The following is a 14,396-nucleotide window of genomic DNA, read 5'->3' on the forward strand; positions in this document are numbered from 1 at the left end:
AGCGGCAGCAATATGAATAAATTGTTTTCCACAATTCACGAAAAACACCATTTTTCACGCTGAAAATAGGGGTTATTGCTTATCTTCGTTATGAACCGCGAGTCGGTACGCCTTTCATCAGTGCTTTTGTCCCATGTCCTCAGTTGCCCTCCAAGAAGCCCCGGTCCTCATGGCCGATTTGAAACATACGCTTAAAGAAGTATTTGGCTACGGCCAGTTTCGGGGTACGCAAGAGGCTGTCATTCAAAACGTGCTGGCCGGTCACAACACGTTTGTGATAATGCCTACCGGCGCGGGCAAAAGCCTGTGCTATCAGCTGCCGGCCCTGGTGGTGCCGGGCACGGCCATCGTCATCTCGCCCCTCATCGCCCTGATGAAAAACCAGGTCGACCAGCTCGGGGCTTTCGGCGTGAACGCGCAGGTGTACAATTCGACCCTGACCAAAACCGAGATGAAGCGGGTGCAGCGCGACGTGATGAGCGGCGAGGTGCGCCTGCTCTACGTGGCCCCCGAAAGCCTGACCAAAGATGATACCATCGAGTTTCTGCTGAAGTCCACCATTAGCTTCGTGGCCATCGACGAGGCCCACTGCATCTCGGAATGGGGCCACGACTTCCGGCCAGAATACCGCAAGATTCGCGGTATTATTGACAATCTCGGGGGCAACGTGCCCATCATCGCCCTCACGGCCACGGCCACGCCCAAAGTGCAGCTGGACATCCAGAAAAACCTGCACATGGACGATGCCAGCGTCTTCAAAACCAGCTTCAACCGCACCAATCTCTACTACGAGGTGCGCGCCAAGCACAACACCAAAAAGCAGCTGATTCAGTACGTGAAGCTGCACAAAGGCAAGGCCGGCATCATTTACTGCCTGAGCCGCAAGAAGGTGGAGGAAATTGCCGAGCTGCTGCGCGTGAACGACGTGCGCGCCCGCCCCTACCACGCTGGCCTCGACCAGCAGGTGCGCATTGATAATCAGGATGCTTTCCTGAATGAGGAATGCGACGTGATTGTGGCCACCATCGCCTTCGGCATGGGCATCGACAAGCCTGATGTGCGCTTCGTGATTCACTACGACGCCCCCAAATCCATTGAGGGCTACTACCAGGAAACCGGCCGCGGCGGTCGCGACGGCCTGGAGGGCAACTGCCTGATGTTCTACAGCTACGACGATATTCTCAAGCTGGAAAAATTCAGCAAGGACAAGCCGGTGACCGAGCGCGACAACGCCCACCAGCTGCTGGCCGAGATGACCAACTACGCCGAAAGCGCCGTGTGCCGCCGCCGCCAGCTGCTGCACTACTTCGGCGAGCAGCTGGACACCGACTGTGGCTTCTGCGACAACTGCCGCCACCCCAAGGAGCGGTTTGAGGGCGAAGCGGCCGTGGGCCTGGCCCTACGCGCCGTGGTGCAGACGGAAGCCCGCTTCAACCTCAACCATGTGGGCCAGGTATTGCTGGGCCTCAACAACCCGCACATTGCCAGCTATGCGCACAACGCGCTGCCGGTGTACGGCCAGGGCAAGGAGCTGGGCGACGCCCAGTTCTGGCACTCGGTGCTGCGCCAGTGCCTGCTGAACGGCTTTCTGGAGAAGGACATCGACAGCCTGGGCCTGGTCCGCATTACCGATAAGGGCATCAATTTCATCGAAAACCCGCGCGCCATCACCCTCACCAAGGACCACAACTTTGATGAGGAGCAGAAGGCCGACGAGGAAAAGGAGGAAGTGCAGCACGCCGCTGGCCACGACGAGGCCCTGTTTGCGCAGTTAAAAGAGCTGCGCAAGCAGGTAGCCAAGCAGAAAAACCTGCCGCCCTACGTCCTCTTCCAGGACCCGAGCCTGAAGGAGATGGCCACCACCTACCCCACTTCGTTGCACGACCTCACGCACGTATCGGGTGTGGGCCAGGGCAAGGCTCAGAAATTTGGCGCGCCCTTCGTGGCCGCCATCAAGAAGTACGTGGAGGACAACGACATTGAAACCGCCGAGGACGTGGTGGTGAAGTCGGCCGTGAACCGCTCCAAAATCAAAATCTACGTCATTCAGCAGATTGACAAGAAGATGATGCTGGAGGACATTGCTTCCTCGAAAGGCATTTCGATGGGCGAATTGATGGAGGAAATCGAGCACATCTGCTATTCCGGCACCCGCCTCAACATCGACTATTACCTGGAGGAGATGGTGGAAGAAGAAGTGCGCGACGAGATTTACGACTACTTCATGTCGGCCAGCACGGACAACATTGCCATGGCGATGAAGGCGCTGGGCAATGACTTCAGCGAGGAAGAGCTGCGCCTGGTGCGCGTGAAATTCCTGAGCGAGGTAGCTAACTAAATCACTGATTTTTCGGATTTAAGCGGATTTCACGGATTTTATGGACGGGTATTTTGGGGCGACGTTGTGATGTTGAATGTCCGATTTGTTTTTATGGATTGGTTTCATGTTGGTTGACACTCGGTTAAATAAGCTTACGGAAACCATCATTGGCTGCGCCATGAGCGTGCATAGTGAGTTGGGCAGTGGGTTTCCAGAGGTGATTTACCAGCGGGGGCTGGGCGTGGAGTTTGCTGCGGCTAACCTTGCTTTCCAGGCAGAAATACATTTGCCCGTCTTTTACAAGGAAACGTCCATTGGGTCGCGGCGGGCCGACTTTCTGGTCGATAACCAAGTGTTGGTCGAGTTGAAAGCAACCAGTGAATTGACCTCCCTCAACTACGCGCAGGTAATCAATTACCTCAAAGCTTACCGCCTGGAAGTTGCTCTTCTAATCAATTTTGGCGAATCCAGCCTTCGGTTCAAGCGCTTCCTCCACAATCCCGCCCGCCCGCTTTCCCATTAATTACGCCTCAACAACACAAAAAGGGCCCCAGCTGCGCACGCAGCTGGGGCCCTTTCGCTAATCGTCCACAAAATCCGTGAAATCCGCTTAAATCCGAAAAATCAGTGATTTAGCAGTACTCTTCGAACGCGCCTTGCAGGTTGTTCACGATGCGCATGGCATCGGAGCCTTCGATGTGGTAGCGCTCAATCATGTGCACCAGCTCGCCGTCTTTGAACAGGGCGATGCAGGGCGACGAGGGAGGGTACGGGAGCAGGTGTTCGCGCATTTTGGCTACGGCTTCGGTTTCCATACCGGCAAAAACGGTCACCAGCTTGCCGGGCTTTTTGTCGGCGCTGGCGAGGGCCATTTTCAGGGCGGGGCGGGCTTTGGCGGCGGCGCAGCCACACACCGAGTTCACGGCCACCAGCACGGTGCCTTCGTTCGAGGCGAGAGCGGAATCAACCTCCTCGGGGGTCATCAGCTGCTCGAAACCAACTTCGGTGAGGTCCTGGCGGATGGGGGCCACCATGTATTCGGGATAAACTGCCATTGTCGTAATAATTAGTTGAAAAGCGGCGGGGCCGCGTACGGGTACAAAAGTACGAAGGCCTAACCCATTAAGCCGGCCAGAAGGTTTCCGGGGCGGCCGCTACCGCTGGCCGTAGCGCCGGCCGAAAAAGTCGCCCTTGTTCCACACCGGCCGGGCCGGGGCCTGCGCCACCTGGTAGCCCACCAAGAAGCAGAGCTGCACGTACTTGCGGCCGGCCTCGAAGTCGAAGCGGCCGTTGATGTCGTCCTGTGGCTTGTGGTAGGTTGCGGCCCGCCACTTCTGCACGTCCTCGCTGAGGTTGTTGCGGCCGTCGGCGGTTTTGTTGCCGTATTTGAGGTGCAGGGCCGGAATGCCGGCCGTCACGAAGCTGTACTGGTCGCTGCGGATAAAGCGATTCTGCTCGGGCTCGGGGTCTGGCTCCAGGTCGAGGGCCATGTAGGCGCAGGCTTTTTTCACGGGCTCGATAAGCGTGGAATGCGGGGCTCCCAGCGCCACCACGCTCAGCAGCGGGGCAATGAGCGTGGGCATGTCCATGTTAATATCGGCCACTATTTTAGCCTTGGGCACGGTAGGGTTGGCCGCGAAGGCCGACGAGCCCAGCAGGCCCAGCTCCTCGCCGGTCATGAACACGAAGAGCATGCTGCGCTTCGGCCGGTCTTTGAGGCGGGAATAGACTTTGGCGATTTCGAGCACGCAGGCCACGCCCGAGGCGTTGTCGTGCGCGCCGTTGTAAATCGAGTCGCCCCGCACCGGCGCGGCCACGCCCAGGTGGTCGAGGTGGGCCGAATGCACCACGTACTCGTCGCGCAGCTTCGCATCGGAGCCCACCAATTTGCCCACCACATTGTAGCTCTCAATATCCTGGTAAGCGGACTGTGCGCTGGCGCTAATCGTGGTTTTCAAGCTCGCCGAGGCTGGTTTGCCACTCCGCATGGCCGCGAAAGCCTGTGCGGTATCGAGGCCCGAGGCCTGCAGCAGGCGCTGGAGCGTGGCCGCGCTCACGGCCCCGTAGAATTGCTGCCGGCTGCCCGGCGCAAAGGTGCGCGATACGGCCACCTTGCCATCGGCCCCGAGCACGCTGTACGTGCCGTTTTTGAGGTCGGGCAGCGCGCCGGCATGGGCCGAGGCCAGTATCAGCCCCACGGCCCCGTGGTTGACGGCCGCCTTCAGCAGCCCCGCCAAATCCTGGCTGGCCGAGGCCACGGTGGACGCAAACGTGCGGGGTGCCCCGCGCACAATCATCACCACCTTGCCCTTCACGTCGAGGCCGGCGTAGTCGTCGTAGCCCAGCTCGGGCGCGTTGATGCCGAAGCCGGCGAAGGCCAGTGGGGCATCCTTTACGCTGGTGGCGGGCAGCTCGGGGCTGGGGTACACCGCGTAATCTGACCCGGCCGTGAGCGGCATTGTAGCCCCCTGCGCATCGCGGGCCGCGAAAGTAGCGCCGGGTTGGAGGAAGGCCCGCCGCAGCCGCACTTTCTGGATGAAAGTACCACCCTCGCCGGCCGGTTGCACACCCAGCGTTTTCAGCTGCTGCGTCACGTAGTCGACGGCCATTTGGTAGCCAGGGGTGCCGGCCTTGCGGCCCAGCAGGCGGTCATCGGCCAGGTAGGCGATGTGGGCTTTGATGGCGGCGGGCTGCACTTGCTCCAGGGCGGCGGCTACGGGCTTGGGCACGATGAGCGGGGCTTGCGCCTGGGCGGAGGTGCTGAGGAGCAGAGCGGCAAGAAGATAGAGAGATGTTCGCATAGATTTCGTGAGAATACAGCCAACACAAAGAACGTCATGTCGAGCGCAGCCGAGACATGACGTGTTAGTCTACAGCGCCAGAATCTGCTTCAGCTCGGCATCGGTTACCGTGAGCAGGCCCACTTTGGGCAGGCGCTGGGTGAGGGTGCGCCAGTTGGGCTCCTGCTTGAAAATGGGGCGGAGCAGGGCCAGCGCGGCGGGCACCTGCTGCTTGTTGGCCAGCGTTATGGCGTGCCAGTACTTCATTTCCAAGTTCTGGGGGAACATTTTTTCGGCGGCCTGATACTCCTGAATGGCTTTCGGCATGTCGTTTTTTTCCACGGCCAGGTCGCCGGCGTTCATGTGGTCGTAGGCGCGGTTGAGGCTGAGCAGGCGGTGCAGCTCGGGCAGCGGGGCGGCACTGTCGTCCACGCGCAGGTCGATGAGGCGGTCGGCCCAGGGGCCTTCGGTGGCGGTGCCGCGCACCACCAATAGGGCGGCCGACTGCCGGCCGCGTACGTCGCCGCCAGCGGCCTGGGCGGCATCGAGGGCGGCCAGCACACGCTCGGCCAGGGGCAGCTTGGCATTGGCTTCGTAGGCGGCGGCCATGGCGGGCCACACCTTATCCGAAAGCATCATGTTGGCCTGCACCGAAAACTGGTTGCCTTGCTGATGGCCGGCCATATCAACGCATTTTTTGCCGGTGTGGGTGGCCACGCGGCCCTGGTTGTCGAGAATGGCCACCTGGCGCACGTCGCGGCCGTCGTCGTTGCTCAATAGCTCATCGAGCGCCTGCTGGGCCGTTTTGCCGCTTTTGAGGAGGGCCAGGCCGCGTAGGCCGAAGGACTTATTGGTGAAGGACTGCGTGGCCACCGCGCCCACGCCGGCCTCGGCCCAGCTCACCGAGGTGCCCACCGAAAACCAGTGGCTTTGCACGGCCACGGCCATTTCGCCGGTGGCCGGGTCGCGGGCCACGATGCTGAAGGTGTGCGCAAAGGGGTCGGTGCGGGAATACATCTGGGCGGCGGCGGGCCGGCCGACCAGCAACAGAAGCAGCAACGAGGATAGCAGGTACTGAAAGCGCATGAGCAGGGAAGAGAAAATGATTGAATTCACAAAAGGACAACTCGGCTGGCGAAAGGTGGCAGGAATTCGCGCACCAGGCTCCGACCCCAAACGATTTAAATAGTCAGATAGTGGGTTTTTGCATTCCGCACCGACTGGGCCGAGCCACACCGGCTTGGGAAAAACAGCGCGCGAAGCGTTGGAACTGCACTGATTTTCTTGTTGTTACTGCCCCCTGGCCCGCCATTATTCATTATCTTGATAAAATTCCGCCCCTCACCGCAGCGGGCCAGCTGCTGGCCCTCCGGCCGGGAGCAGCTTACCTTATTTAGCATCACAATTATATGACTACGTCCCCAAACCTGATTTCCGAGGCTTTCGCCCCCCAGTTTCACGCCTCCGACCCTACCCACATGCATACCCACGAGCTGCCGCTGTGGCCCGACTGCTTCGCGGCGGTGCGAGCGGGCTCCAAGCCCTTCGACGTGCGCCGCAACCACGAGGATTTTCAGGTGGGCGATGTGCTGCTGCTGCGCGAGTTCGACCCCGAAGCCAACGACCACACCGGCCGCACCATTACCCGCTGGGTGAGCTACGTGCTGCAAGGCGGCAACTTCGGCGTGGAGGCCGACTGGTGTGTGCTGGGTTTCAGCAACCAGCCGCCCATTCCGGCGGGCATGACGGATATTCGGCTCTGGTAGGGCTGGCCTGAGTAAGAACAAAGAAAAAACGTCATGCTGAGCCTGTCGAAGCATCTCTACTGCTTCGTTGCAACGGTTCAAACGAAGCGGTAGAGATGCTTCGACAGGCTCAGCATGACCGTTCGGGCTCTTTTCCAGCTGCGCCCCTAGCGGCGCGGCGCGGACAGGAACTGCTTGATATTATCGTTGAGGAATTTCGAGTCGGCGGGGTTGGGAGCGGCCCCGGCGGTGTGCCCCCACAGCGACGGAATGGGCTTGAGCACCACGCCCGGGATGAAGGCGGCTTCGTAGCGGGCATCGGTGAGCGGGAAGTACATATCCGTGGCCGAAGGCATGTAGAGTATGGGCGCTTTGATGCTGCGGAGGGCCTTTTCCACGTCGCCGCCGAAGCCGGGCGTGGCCCCCACGTTGTTCGATTCCCAGGTCCGCATCTGCAAAATGAGGTCGTTGGCGTCGGCGCCGGGGATGAAGTGCGTGCGGTACTCGTGCAGCACCTGCTCGAAGGTGGTGCCGGGCTTGTTGTCGGCTTTCCAGAGCTCCAGCCGCCACCATTCCTGCGAGTAGAGCCAGGCCGTCCAGACCACGGCGAAGGCTTCAATGCCCTTGGTGGGCGGCGCGGTGTAGTCGCCATTCTGGAAAGCGGCATCGGCGGTGAGGGCGGCAATCTGGCCTTCGAGGCGCACGATGCCGTGGGGATAAGTTTTGGCGGTGCCCGAGGTGGCCACGAGGCGGTCGGCGAAGGTGGGGTAGTTCACGGCCCACTGAAAGGCCTGCTGAGCGCCCATCGAAAAGCCGATGATGGCCCGCAGGTGGTTTATTTTCAATTCATTGACCAGCAGCTGATGCACAGCCGCCACGTTGTCGCGGATGGTCATAACGGGGAAGCGCGGGCCGTGGAAGGGCTCCGGCGTGTTGCTGGGCGACGAGGAATGGCCGTTGCCGAACAGCTCACTGGTGACCAGGAATACTTTAGTAGTATCGAGGGCCTTGCCCGGGCCCATTAGCCACTCGTAGCCGTGGCGGTCGGCCATGTAGTGCGAGGGCAGCAGGATGGCGTTGTCGTGGGCGGCGTTGAGGTGGCCGTAGGTGCCGTACACCACGCGGGCCTGGGGCAGCGTGGTCCCGCTTTCGGTCCGGAAATTTGGGATGGTGAAGACGTGGGGCGGCGTGCGGTCGGGGCGCGGCGCGGCGGGCTCATCCTGGGCGCGAAGCGCGGCGGGGGCCGCCCCCAGCAGGGCAGCAAGCAATAGCAAAGACCGGAACGAGTTGCGCATAGAGCAGCAAAAAAGCGGCGAACAGTCGCCGGTAGCTGTAACCCAATGGAGCGCCGCGGGTTTACCTTGCTCCTTCGCCGCCGCTACTTTATGCCCCAAATCCCGCCGCCCGTCATTCAAGTATCGCATTTGCGCAAGGCGTTTGGGGCGCACGCGGTGGTGCAGGACGTGTCGTTTGCGGTAGCCGCCGGCGAAACGCTGGTACTGCTGGGCCCCAGCGGCTGCGGCAAAACCACGCTGCTCAAAATGCTCAACCGCCTGATTGAGCCCGATGGCGGCCGCATCGAAATCAACGGCCAGGATGTGCTCAGCCAGCGGCCCGAAGTGCTGCGGCGCGGCATTGGCTACGTTATTCAGCAGGTGGGGCTGCTGCCGCACTACACCGTGGCCGAGAACGTGGCCGTGGTGCCGCGCCTGCTGGGCCACGCCCCGGCGGCCATTGTGGCGCGCACCAAGGCGCTGCTCACGCGGCTGCATTTGCCGGCCGCGCGCTACGCCGGGCAGTACCCGCACCAGCTCTCGGGCGGGCAGCAGCAGCGCGTGGGACTGGCCCGCGCCCTAGCCGCCGACCCGCCCATCATCCTGCTCGATGAGCCCTTTGGGGCCCTCGACCCGGTGACGCGGGCCAGCATTCGGCACGAGTTTCGGGAGCTGGAGGAGTTGCGCAGCAAAACGATGGTGCTCGTGACCCACGACGTGACCGAAGCTTTCGAGCTGGCCGACCGCATTATGCTGCTCGATGCCGGCCAGATTCAGCAGCTGGGCACGCCGCGCGAGCTGCTGTTTCGGCCCGCCAACGACTTCGTACGCCGATTTTTCGCGGCCGAGCGGCTGGCTTTGCAGCTACGCACGCTCACGTTGGGCGATGTTTTTGAGGCTAATGAAGCCGAAGGGCCAAAAGCCGCTTTCCGCGCCGGAACCACCGTGCACGAAGCGCTGGAAGCCCTGACTGGCCCAGCAGCAGCGGCAGCGCCTTTCACGGTGGCCCAGCTCATGGCGGGTTTTGGCGAAGCTTTACAACGGGAGGAGGACGCATGGAAACGCTAAGCCCCCCGCGCCCACTCCCTGCTTCCCACTCCCCGCTCCCCTTTTGCCCATGGAAACGCTAACGGCCCTCTTCACTTTCTGGCACGAGCAGGCCGGCAAGCTCGGCGAGCAAACGGTGCAGCACATCGGCCTCACGGCGGGCTCGCTGCTGCTCGGTGTGCTGCTGGGCGTGCCGCTGGGGCTGTTTTTGTCGCGCCGGCCGCGCTGGGCCCCGGCCGTACTGGGCGTGGCCGGCGTGCTCCAAACGGTGCCTAGCATCGCCCTGCTCGGCTTTCTGATTCCGGTGCTGGGCATTGGGCCGAAGCCCGCCATTTTTGCGCTGTTTCTGTATTCGCTGCTACCCATTATTCGCAACACGCTGGCGGGCATCCGGGGGGTGCCGCCGGCCGTGGTGGAAGCCGCCCGGGGCCTGGGCCTGACGGATGGGCAGGTGCTGCGCCGGGTGGAACTGCCACTGGCGCTGCCGGTGCTCATGGCCGGTATTCGCACGGCCACCGTTATCAACGTAGGTGTGGCCACGCTGGCGGCCTACGTGGCGGCCGGCGGGCTGGGCGAGTTCATCTTCGGCGGCATCGCCCTCAATAATCCGGTGATGATACTGGCCGGCGCATTGCCCGCCGCCGCGCTGGCCCTGGCCTTCGATGCGCTGCTGGGCGGCGTGCAAAAGCTGAGCACCGCCCGCCTGGGCCAGGTGGGGGCCGCGCTGCTGGTGGCGCTGCCGCTGCTGGGCGGGCTGTACCTGCTGCCCCGCGCCACGGGCAAGCTGCTGGCCGGCTTCAGCCCCGAGTTTGTGGGCCGGGCCGATGGCCTCCCCGGCCTCACCAAAAGCTACGGCCTCACGCACCTGCCCAGCGTGGTGCTGGCCCCCGCGCTGGTGTACGAGGCCGCCCGCAACGCCAACGTGGATGTGATTGACGGTTACAGCACCGACGGCCGCATTCGGGCCTACGGCCTGCGCGTGCTGCGCGACAACCGCCGCGTGTTTCCGCCCTACTACGCCGTGCCGGTCGTCCGCCCCGCCCTGCTGCGCGAGCACCCCGAGCTGGGAGCCGTTTTGGCGAAGCTGGACAACCAGATTTCGGACTCGGTAATGACCGACCTGAACTACCGAGCCGACTACCTGCACCAGGACCCCAAAGCCATTGCCGAAGCCTTTCTGCGCCGGCGCGGGATGTGGACGGCCCCGCGCCCAACCGTGGCGGGCGCATCCGTAGTAAAGCTGGGCTCGAAGATTTTTGCCGAGCAGTACATTCTGGCCGAGCTCTACGCCAGCCTAATCAGGGGCAATACCGACCTGGCCGTGGAAACCAAAACCGGCCTGGGCGGCACCACCATCTGCTTCGAGGCCCTGCGCAGCGGGGCCATTGATATGTACCCGGAATACACCGGCACGGGCCTGCTGGTGCTGCTGCAGCCCCGGCCGGCGGTGGTCGACTCGCTGGGCGGGCGGCCGGCGGCGGTGCTGAGCTACGTGCGCGCCGAGTTCCGCCGCCGCTTCGGGCTGGAGTGGCTGGCCCCGCTGGGCTTCAACAATACCTATGCTTTGCTGATGCGCGGGCAGCAGGCGCAGGAACTGGGCATCATGAGCGTGTCGGATTTGAGCGGGTATCTGCAGAAGTAGCGCGGGGTAATTGGAACGTCTGTCATCCTGAGCTGGCGAACCGAAGGTCGGCGTAGCTGTATAGTCCCAGGGGATGACAGACGGGCTGGTACTTTCGCCCCATGAAACTCGCCACCGCTACCCCCGCCGATGCCCCCCGCCTCGCCCGCCACGTCAACGCGGCCTACCGGGGCGAAACCGCCCGCCAGGGCTGGACCACCGAAGCCGACTTGCTCGACGGGCAGCGCATCGACGAAGCCGGCGTGGCCGAGATGCTGGCCCTGCCCGGGGCCGCCATGCTGCTGGCCCGCAACGAGGCCGGCGAACTGCTGGGCAGCTTCCACGCCCAGGTGAAAGGCCCCGTGGTGTACCTCGGCATGCTAGCCGTAACCCCCGCGCTGCAAACCCAGGGTGTGGGCCGCTTTCTGCTTGAAGCCGCCGAGGACTACGGCCGCCAACACGGCTGCACTACCAGCAAAATGACCGTAATTTCGGTTCGCGCCGAGCTCATTGCCTACTACGAGCGGCGCGGCTACCACCTCACCGGCGCTACCGAGCCCTTCCCCACGGACCCGCGCTACGGCATTCCGAAGCAGCCGCTGGTGCTGCTGGTGCTGGAAAAGTCACTGGCATAGCTCCCCACTCAGGGCCGCCAGCGGAACGCCTGCGCATCCAGCGCCCGCATGGTGCAGAGCACGCCGTCGAGGTGGTCACATTCGTGCTGGAGCAGCTCCGAGACCGCGCCCTGCACGGCCCAGCTTTGCGGCTGCCAGTGCGCGTCGCGGTACGTCACGGTGAGGGCCGCGTGCCGCTGCACCCGCACCAGCAGGTTGGGGAAGCACATGCAGTCGTCCCACATTTCGAATAGCTCGGGGCTCAAATCGCTGAGCTCCGGATTGAGCAGCACGATGGGCTGGCCGTCGAGGTGCAGATACACCAGCCGCTTCATGATACCGAGCTGCGGGGCGGCGATGCCCCGGCCGAAGTGGTATTTGGCCCGCACTTCCTGCATCACGTTGTGTAGGTCGGCCACCCAGCCGGCTACCTGGGGCAGGTCGGCTTCGGCTACGGGTTCACACACTTCGTAGAGGCGCGGGTCGCCCAGCAGCACCATGTCGGCGAGGGTTTTCATGGGGGTTGAGATGGGATTTGAAACCGAACTTAAAGAACACCGAAAACAGCACGTCATGCCGAGCGCAACCGAGGCATCTCGCGTGTGGCAGTAACTCAATCGGTTGGATTACTACCACCCGCAAGATGCCTCGGCTGCGCTCGGCATGACAACGGGCAGTGTCGTTCAACAAATCAATGGGCTCACCCCATCAGTTCGAACCCGATTTCCCGGCCTCCGCCATCTTGCCGGGCTGCAGGTAAGTGTCCATCCATTCCAGCCAGAAGCGGTTGCGCTCGCGCTGGCGCACGGGGTCGCTGGCGTTGTGGGCGGGCACGGGCCAGGCAATGAACTTCGTGACCACGCCGTTGTCTTTCAGGGCATGAAACAGCTTGTACGACTGCGTAACGGGCACGCGCGGGTCGGCGGTGTTGGCCAGGATGAGGGTGGGCGTGCGGATGCGGCCAGCCAGTGTGATGGGCGACTGTTCGCGGTAGTTCTGGTAGTTGGCTTCGCTCAGCCAGGGCGAGGGGCCGATGGCGGCAGCGCGCTGCACGTTGGAGTCGCCCAGGTTGTACTGGTCGAGCCAGTCGGTGACGGCCGCGCCGGCCACGGCAGCTTTCCACTGCGTGGGGTAGTGGCCCAACAGCCACACCGTCATATAGCCGCCGTAGCTCCAGCCGCTTACGCCAATGCGGTTGGTATCAATCATGCCGCCGCGCTTGAGCTGGGCCAGCCCGGCCATCACGTCGCGGCCGGGGCCAGCACCCGCGTCCTGGGAAATCGCGGCTTTGTAGGCGTTGCCGAGGTTGTCGCTGCCCCGGTAGTTGGGCTCGAACACGAAGTAGCCGCGCCCTGCAAACAGCTGGGCCTGGGCTGAAAACGTGGCCGTGGATGCTGCCGTGGGCCCGCCGTGGATGACGAGTACCAGCGGGTAGGTTTTGCCGGGCGTGTAGTTGGCGGGGTAGGTCAGTTCCCCGTCATTCATCACGCCATCCGACTGCCAAGTGAGGGTCTGGGCTTTGCCAAGCTGCAGGCCGCGCACTTCCTTATGAAAATCAGTAAGCGCCCTGGGCTTCGCTGTGGGCGAGGCCATGTAGTAGAGCTCGGCCGGGTGGCCGGGGTCGGTGCCGATAAAGGCCAGCGCCCCGGTGCGGCTCACGGCCACGTCGACCCAAAACGACCAGTTCGGGCTGATGGAGCCCAGGTTGAGCTTGCGGGCCGCGCCGCCCTTCAACGGCTGCAGCCACAAAGCGGTATGGTTGCCATCGAGCCCGCCCAGCAGCAGGTTCTTGCCATCGGGCATCCAGATGGTGCGAAACACGTCGCGGTCGAGGGCCGGGGTCAGGTTACGACCTTCGCCGCCAGCCGTGGGAGTCACCCAAATCTCGTTGATGTTGTTGGTGTTGCCCTGGCGCGGGTACCAGTAGGAAAGCTGGCTGCCATCGGGCGAGAAGGTGGGGTAGCCCTCCAGCATCGGGCGGCCGGTGAGGGGGCGCACCGTGCCATCGGCCACGTTCAGCACCTGCACGGTGCGCCGGTTGCCGTCGCCGGAATACGCGCCAGGCACCTGCACGAAGGTCAGCAACTTGCCATCGGCGCTCCACGAGAGCGGCGACGAGGGCGCGCCGGGCGGAATGGTCACCGGCAGGCTCCAGGTGCCGGAGGTGAGGCGCGTGGCCGCGCCGCCGCCGGCTGGCACCAGCCAGATGTGCGAAACCGTGGGAGCCGCGCCCAGAAACAGGTCGTTGTTGCCTACTTCGAAAGCGTCGTAGCCCTTATCGGGCGGACCAGCCACGTTGCTGGGCTTGTCGGCGGTCACGTAGGCCAGCGCGCCGCCGTCGGGCCGCCAGGCGTAGTGCTGCACGCCCTTGCGGGCATTGGTGATGCGACGCGGCTCGCCCCCGCGCAAGTCCTGCACAAAGAGCTGCGGCACCGAATCTTTCCCCATCCCGGTCTTCACCAGAAAGGCCAGCTCCTGCCCGTTGGGCGACCAGCGCGGCTGCGTGAGGCCGGAACGGCCGGTTTGCAGGGTGCGCTGCTCGCCGGTGGCGGTGTTCACCAGCAGCAGGCTGGTCAGGAACCGGTCTTCGGCGTAGTCGGGCGTGGTCACGACCAGGGCAATGCTCTTGCCATCGGGCGAGAACTGCGGGTCGGCGAGGCCGGTCATTTTGGCCAGGTCGCCCAACTCAAATGGCCGCTGCTGGGCCTGCAGGGCGGCCGTGGGCAGCAGCAGCAGCCACAGCAGGGCCAGGTGCCAGGAGGAGAGGTTTTTCATGGGATGAAATTTGATTGGAACGTACTGAAACAAATTACAAAAAGAACGTCATGCTGAGCTTGTCGAAGCATCTCTACCGCTTCGCCTGACGTTCACCTCACCCCCTGACCCCCTCTCCTGTGGAGAGGGGGCACCGGAAATGCTCAATTTTAGAATCGTCTGGCTCCCCTCTCCGCAGGAGAGGGGCCGGGGGTGAGGTTGATGGGTGAACGAAGCGGTA

General features: G+C 63.2%; 12 protein-coding genes. 6 read left to right on the plus strand and 6 right to left on the minus strand.

Translation table 11 applies throughout. The features are described 5' to 3' along the window. Window positions 1–133: 133 nt before the first annotated feature. Window positions 134–2,338, plus strand: coding sequence for a DNA helicase RecQ (gene recQ / locus HBN54_RS01195; protein ID WP_235955335.1), 2,205 nt, complete (start codon window positions 134–136; stop codon window positions 2,336–2,338). Between the two features lie 76 nt (window positions 2,339–2,414). Beyond that, entirely contained in the window at window positions 2,415–2,843 is a 429-nt protein-coding gene (locus HBN54_RS01200) for a GxxExxY protein (protein ID WP_235955336.1), read from the plus strand. A gap of 109 nt (window positions 2,844–2,952) precedes the next feature. Here the strand turns inward: HBN54_RS01200 and HBN54_RS01205 are convergent, their stop codons facing one another. From HBN54_RS01205 to HBN54_RS01215, 3 genes are all read right to left on the minus strand, one after another. Beyond that, window positions 2,953–3,375, minus strand: coding sequence for a BrxA/BrxB family bacilliredoxin (locus tag HBN54_RS01205; RefSeq protein ID WP_068189753.1), 423 nt, complete (start codon window positions 3,373–3,375; stop codon window positions 2,953–2,955). A gap of 99 nt (window positions 3,376–3,474) precedes the next feature. After that, window positions 3,475–5,121: a M28 family peptidase gene (locus HBN54_RS01210; protein ID WP_168671319.1), complete on the minus strand. Its 1,647-nt coding sequence runs from the start codon at window positions 5,119–5,121 to the stop codon at window positions 3,475–3,477. Window positions 5,122–5,190: 69 nt separating this feature from the next. Beyond that, window positions 5,191–6,186 (minus strand): DUF1028 domain-containing protein, encoded by a 996-nt coding sequence (locus tag HBN54_RS01215; RefSeq protein ID WP_168671320.1) that lies wholly within the window; start codon window positions 6,184–6,186, stop codon window positions 5,191–5,193. Between the two features lie 323 nt (window positions 6,187–6,509). Between HBN54_RS01215 and HBN54_RS01220 the strand changes: the two genes are divergently transcribed. Beyond that, window positions 6,510–6,866 (plus strand): ASCH/PUA domain-containing protein, encoded by a 357-nt coding sequence (locus tag HBN54_RS01220; RefSeq protein ID WP_210427896.1) that lies wholly within the window; start codon window positions 6,510–6,512, stop codon window positions 6,864–6,866. 146 nt (window positions 6,867–7,012) lie between these two features. On the opposite strand, the gene HBN54_RS01225 is transcribed toward HBN54_RS01220, so the two are convergent. Further along, a complete protein-coding gene (locus HBN54_RS01225; protein WP_168671321.1) occupies window positions 7,013–8,140 on the minus strand; it encodes an alpha/beta fold hydrolase in 1,128 nt (375 codons plus the stop codon). Window positions 8,141–8,230: 90 nt separating this feature from the next. Here HBN54_RS01225 and HBN54_RS01230 point away from each other — a divergent pair, with 90 nt between their 5' ends. The 3 genes from HBN54_RS01230 to HBN54_RS01240 all read left to right on the plus strand — a co-directional run bounded on the left by HBN54_RS01230 (window position 8,231) and on the right by HBN54_RS01240 (window position 11,422). Then, a complete protein-coding gene (locus tag HBN54_RS01230; protein ID WP_168671322.1) occupies window positions 8,231–9,187 on the plus strand; it encodes an ABC transporter ATP-binding protein in 957 nt (318 codons plus the stop codon). A gap of 49 nt (window positions 9,188–9,236) precedes the next feature. Continuing rightward, entirely contained in the window at window positions 9,237–10,808 is a 1,572-nt protein-coding gene (locus HBN54_RS01235; protein WP_168671323.1) for an ABC transporter permease/substrate-binding protein, read from the plus strand. Between the two features lie 101 nt (window positions 10,809–10,909). Further along, window positions 10,910–11,422, plus strand: coding sequence for a GNAT family N-acetyltransferase (locus HBN54_RS01240; RefSeq protein WP_168671324.1), 513 nt, complete (start codon window positions 10,910–10,912; stop codon window positions 11,420–11,422). A gap of 8 nt (window positions 11,423–11,430) precedes the next feature. Here the strand turns inward: HBN54_RS01240 and HBN54_RS01245 are convergent, their stop codons facing one another. Together HBN54_RS01245 and HBN54_RS01250 are read right to left on the minus strand one after the other, a co-directional pair. Next, on the minus strand, window positions 11,431–11,919 hold the full coding sequence (locus HBN54_RS01245) for a peptide deformylase (protein WP_168671325.1): 489 nt from the start codon (window positions 11,917–11,919) through the stop codon (window positions 11,431–11,433). Window positions 11,920–12,109: 190 nt separating this feature from the next. Continuing rightward, window positions 12,110–14,176, minus strand: a complete 2,067-nt coding sequence (locus HBN54_RS01250; RefSeq protein WP_168671326.1) for a S9 family peptidase — start codon at window positions 14,174–14,176, stop codon at window positions 12,110–12,112. Window positions 14,177–14,396: the final 220 nt, after the last annotated feature.

It is taken from the genome of Hymenobacter artigasi (genome assembly GCF_012275535.1).
Classification (GTDB): Bacteria; Bacteroidota; Bacteroidia; order Cytophagales; family Hymenobacteraceae; genus Hymenobacter; species Hymenobacter artigasi.

Bases quoted from the DNA above. Each gene is read 5' to 3' on its own strand.
- recQ (WP_235955335.1), top strand. From the start codon at position 134: ATGTCCTCAGTTGCCCTCCAAGAAGCCCCGGTCCTCATGGCCGATTTG.
- HBN54_RS01200 (WP_235955336.1), top strand. From the start codon at position 2,415: ATGTCCGATTTGTTTTTATGGATTGGTTTCATGTTGGTTGACACTCGG.
- HBN54_RS01205 (WP_068189753.1), bottom strand. From the start codon at position 3,375: ATGGCAGTTTATCCCGAATACATGGTGGCCCCCATCCGCCAGGACCTC.
- HBN54_RS01210 (WP_168671319.1), bottom strand. From the start codon at position 5,121: ATGCGAACATCTCTCTATCTTCTTGCCGCTCTGCTCCTCAGCACCTCC.
- HBN54_RS01215 (WP_168671320.1), bottom strand. From the start codon at position 6,186: ATGCGCTTTCAGTACCTGCTATCCTCGTTGCTGCTTCTGTTGCTGGTC.
- HBN54_RS01220 (WP_210427896.1), top strand. From the start codon at position 6,510: ATGACTACGTCCCCAAACCTGATTTCCGAGGCTTTCGCCCCCCAGTTT.
- HBN54_RS01225 (WP_168671321.1), bottom strand. From the start codon at position 8,140: ATGCGCAACTCGTTCCGGTCTTTGCTATTGCTTGCTGCCCTGCTGGGG.
- HBN54_RS01230 (WP_168671322.1), top strand. From the start codon at position 8,231: ATGCCCCAAATCCCGCCGCCCGTCATTCAAGTATCGCATTTGCGCAAG.
- HBN54_RS01235 (WP_168671323.1), top strand. From the start codon at position 9,237: ATGGAAACGCTAACGGCCCTCTTCACTTTCTGGCACGAGCAGGCCGGC.
- HBN54_RS01240 (WP_168671324.1), top strand. From the start codon at position 10,910: ATGAAACTCGCCACCGCTACCCCCGCCGATGCCCCCCGCCTCGCCCGC.
- HBN54_RS01245 (WP_168671325.1), bottom strand. From the start codon at position 11,919: ATGAAAACCCTCGCCGACATGGTGCTGCTGGGCGACCCGCGCCTCTAC.
- HBN54_RS01250 (WP_168671326.1), bottom strand. From the start codon at position 14,176: ATGAAAAACCTCTCCTCCTGGCACCTGGCCCTGCTGTGGCTGCTGCTG.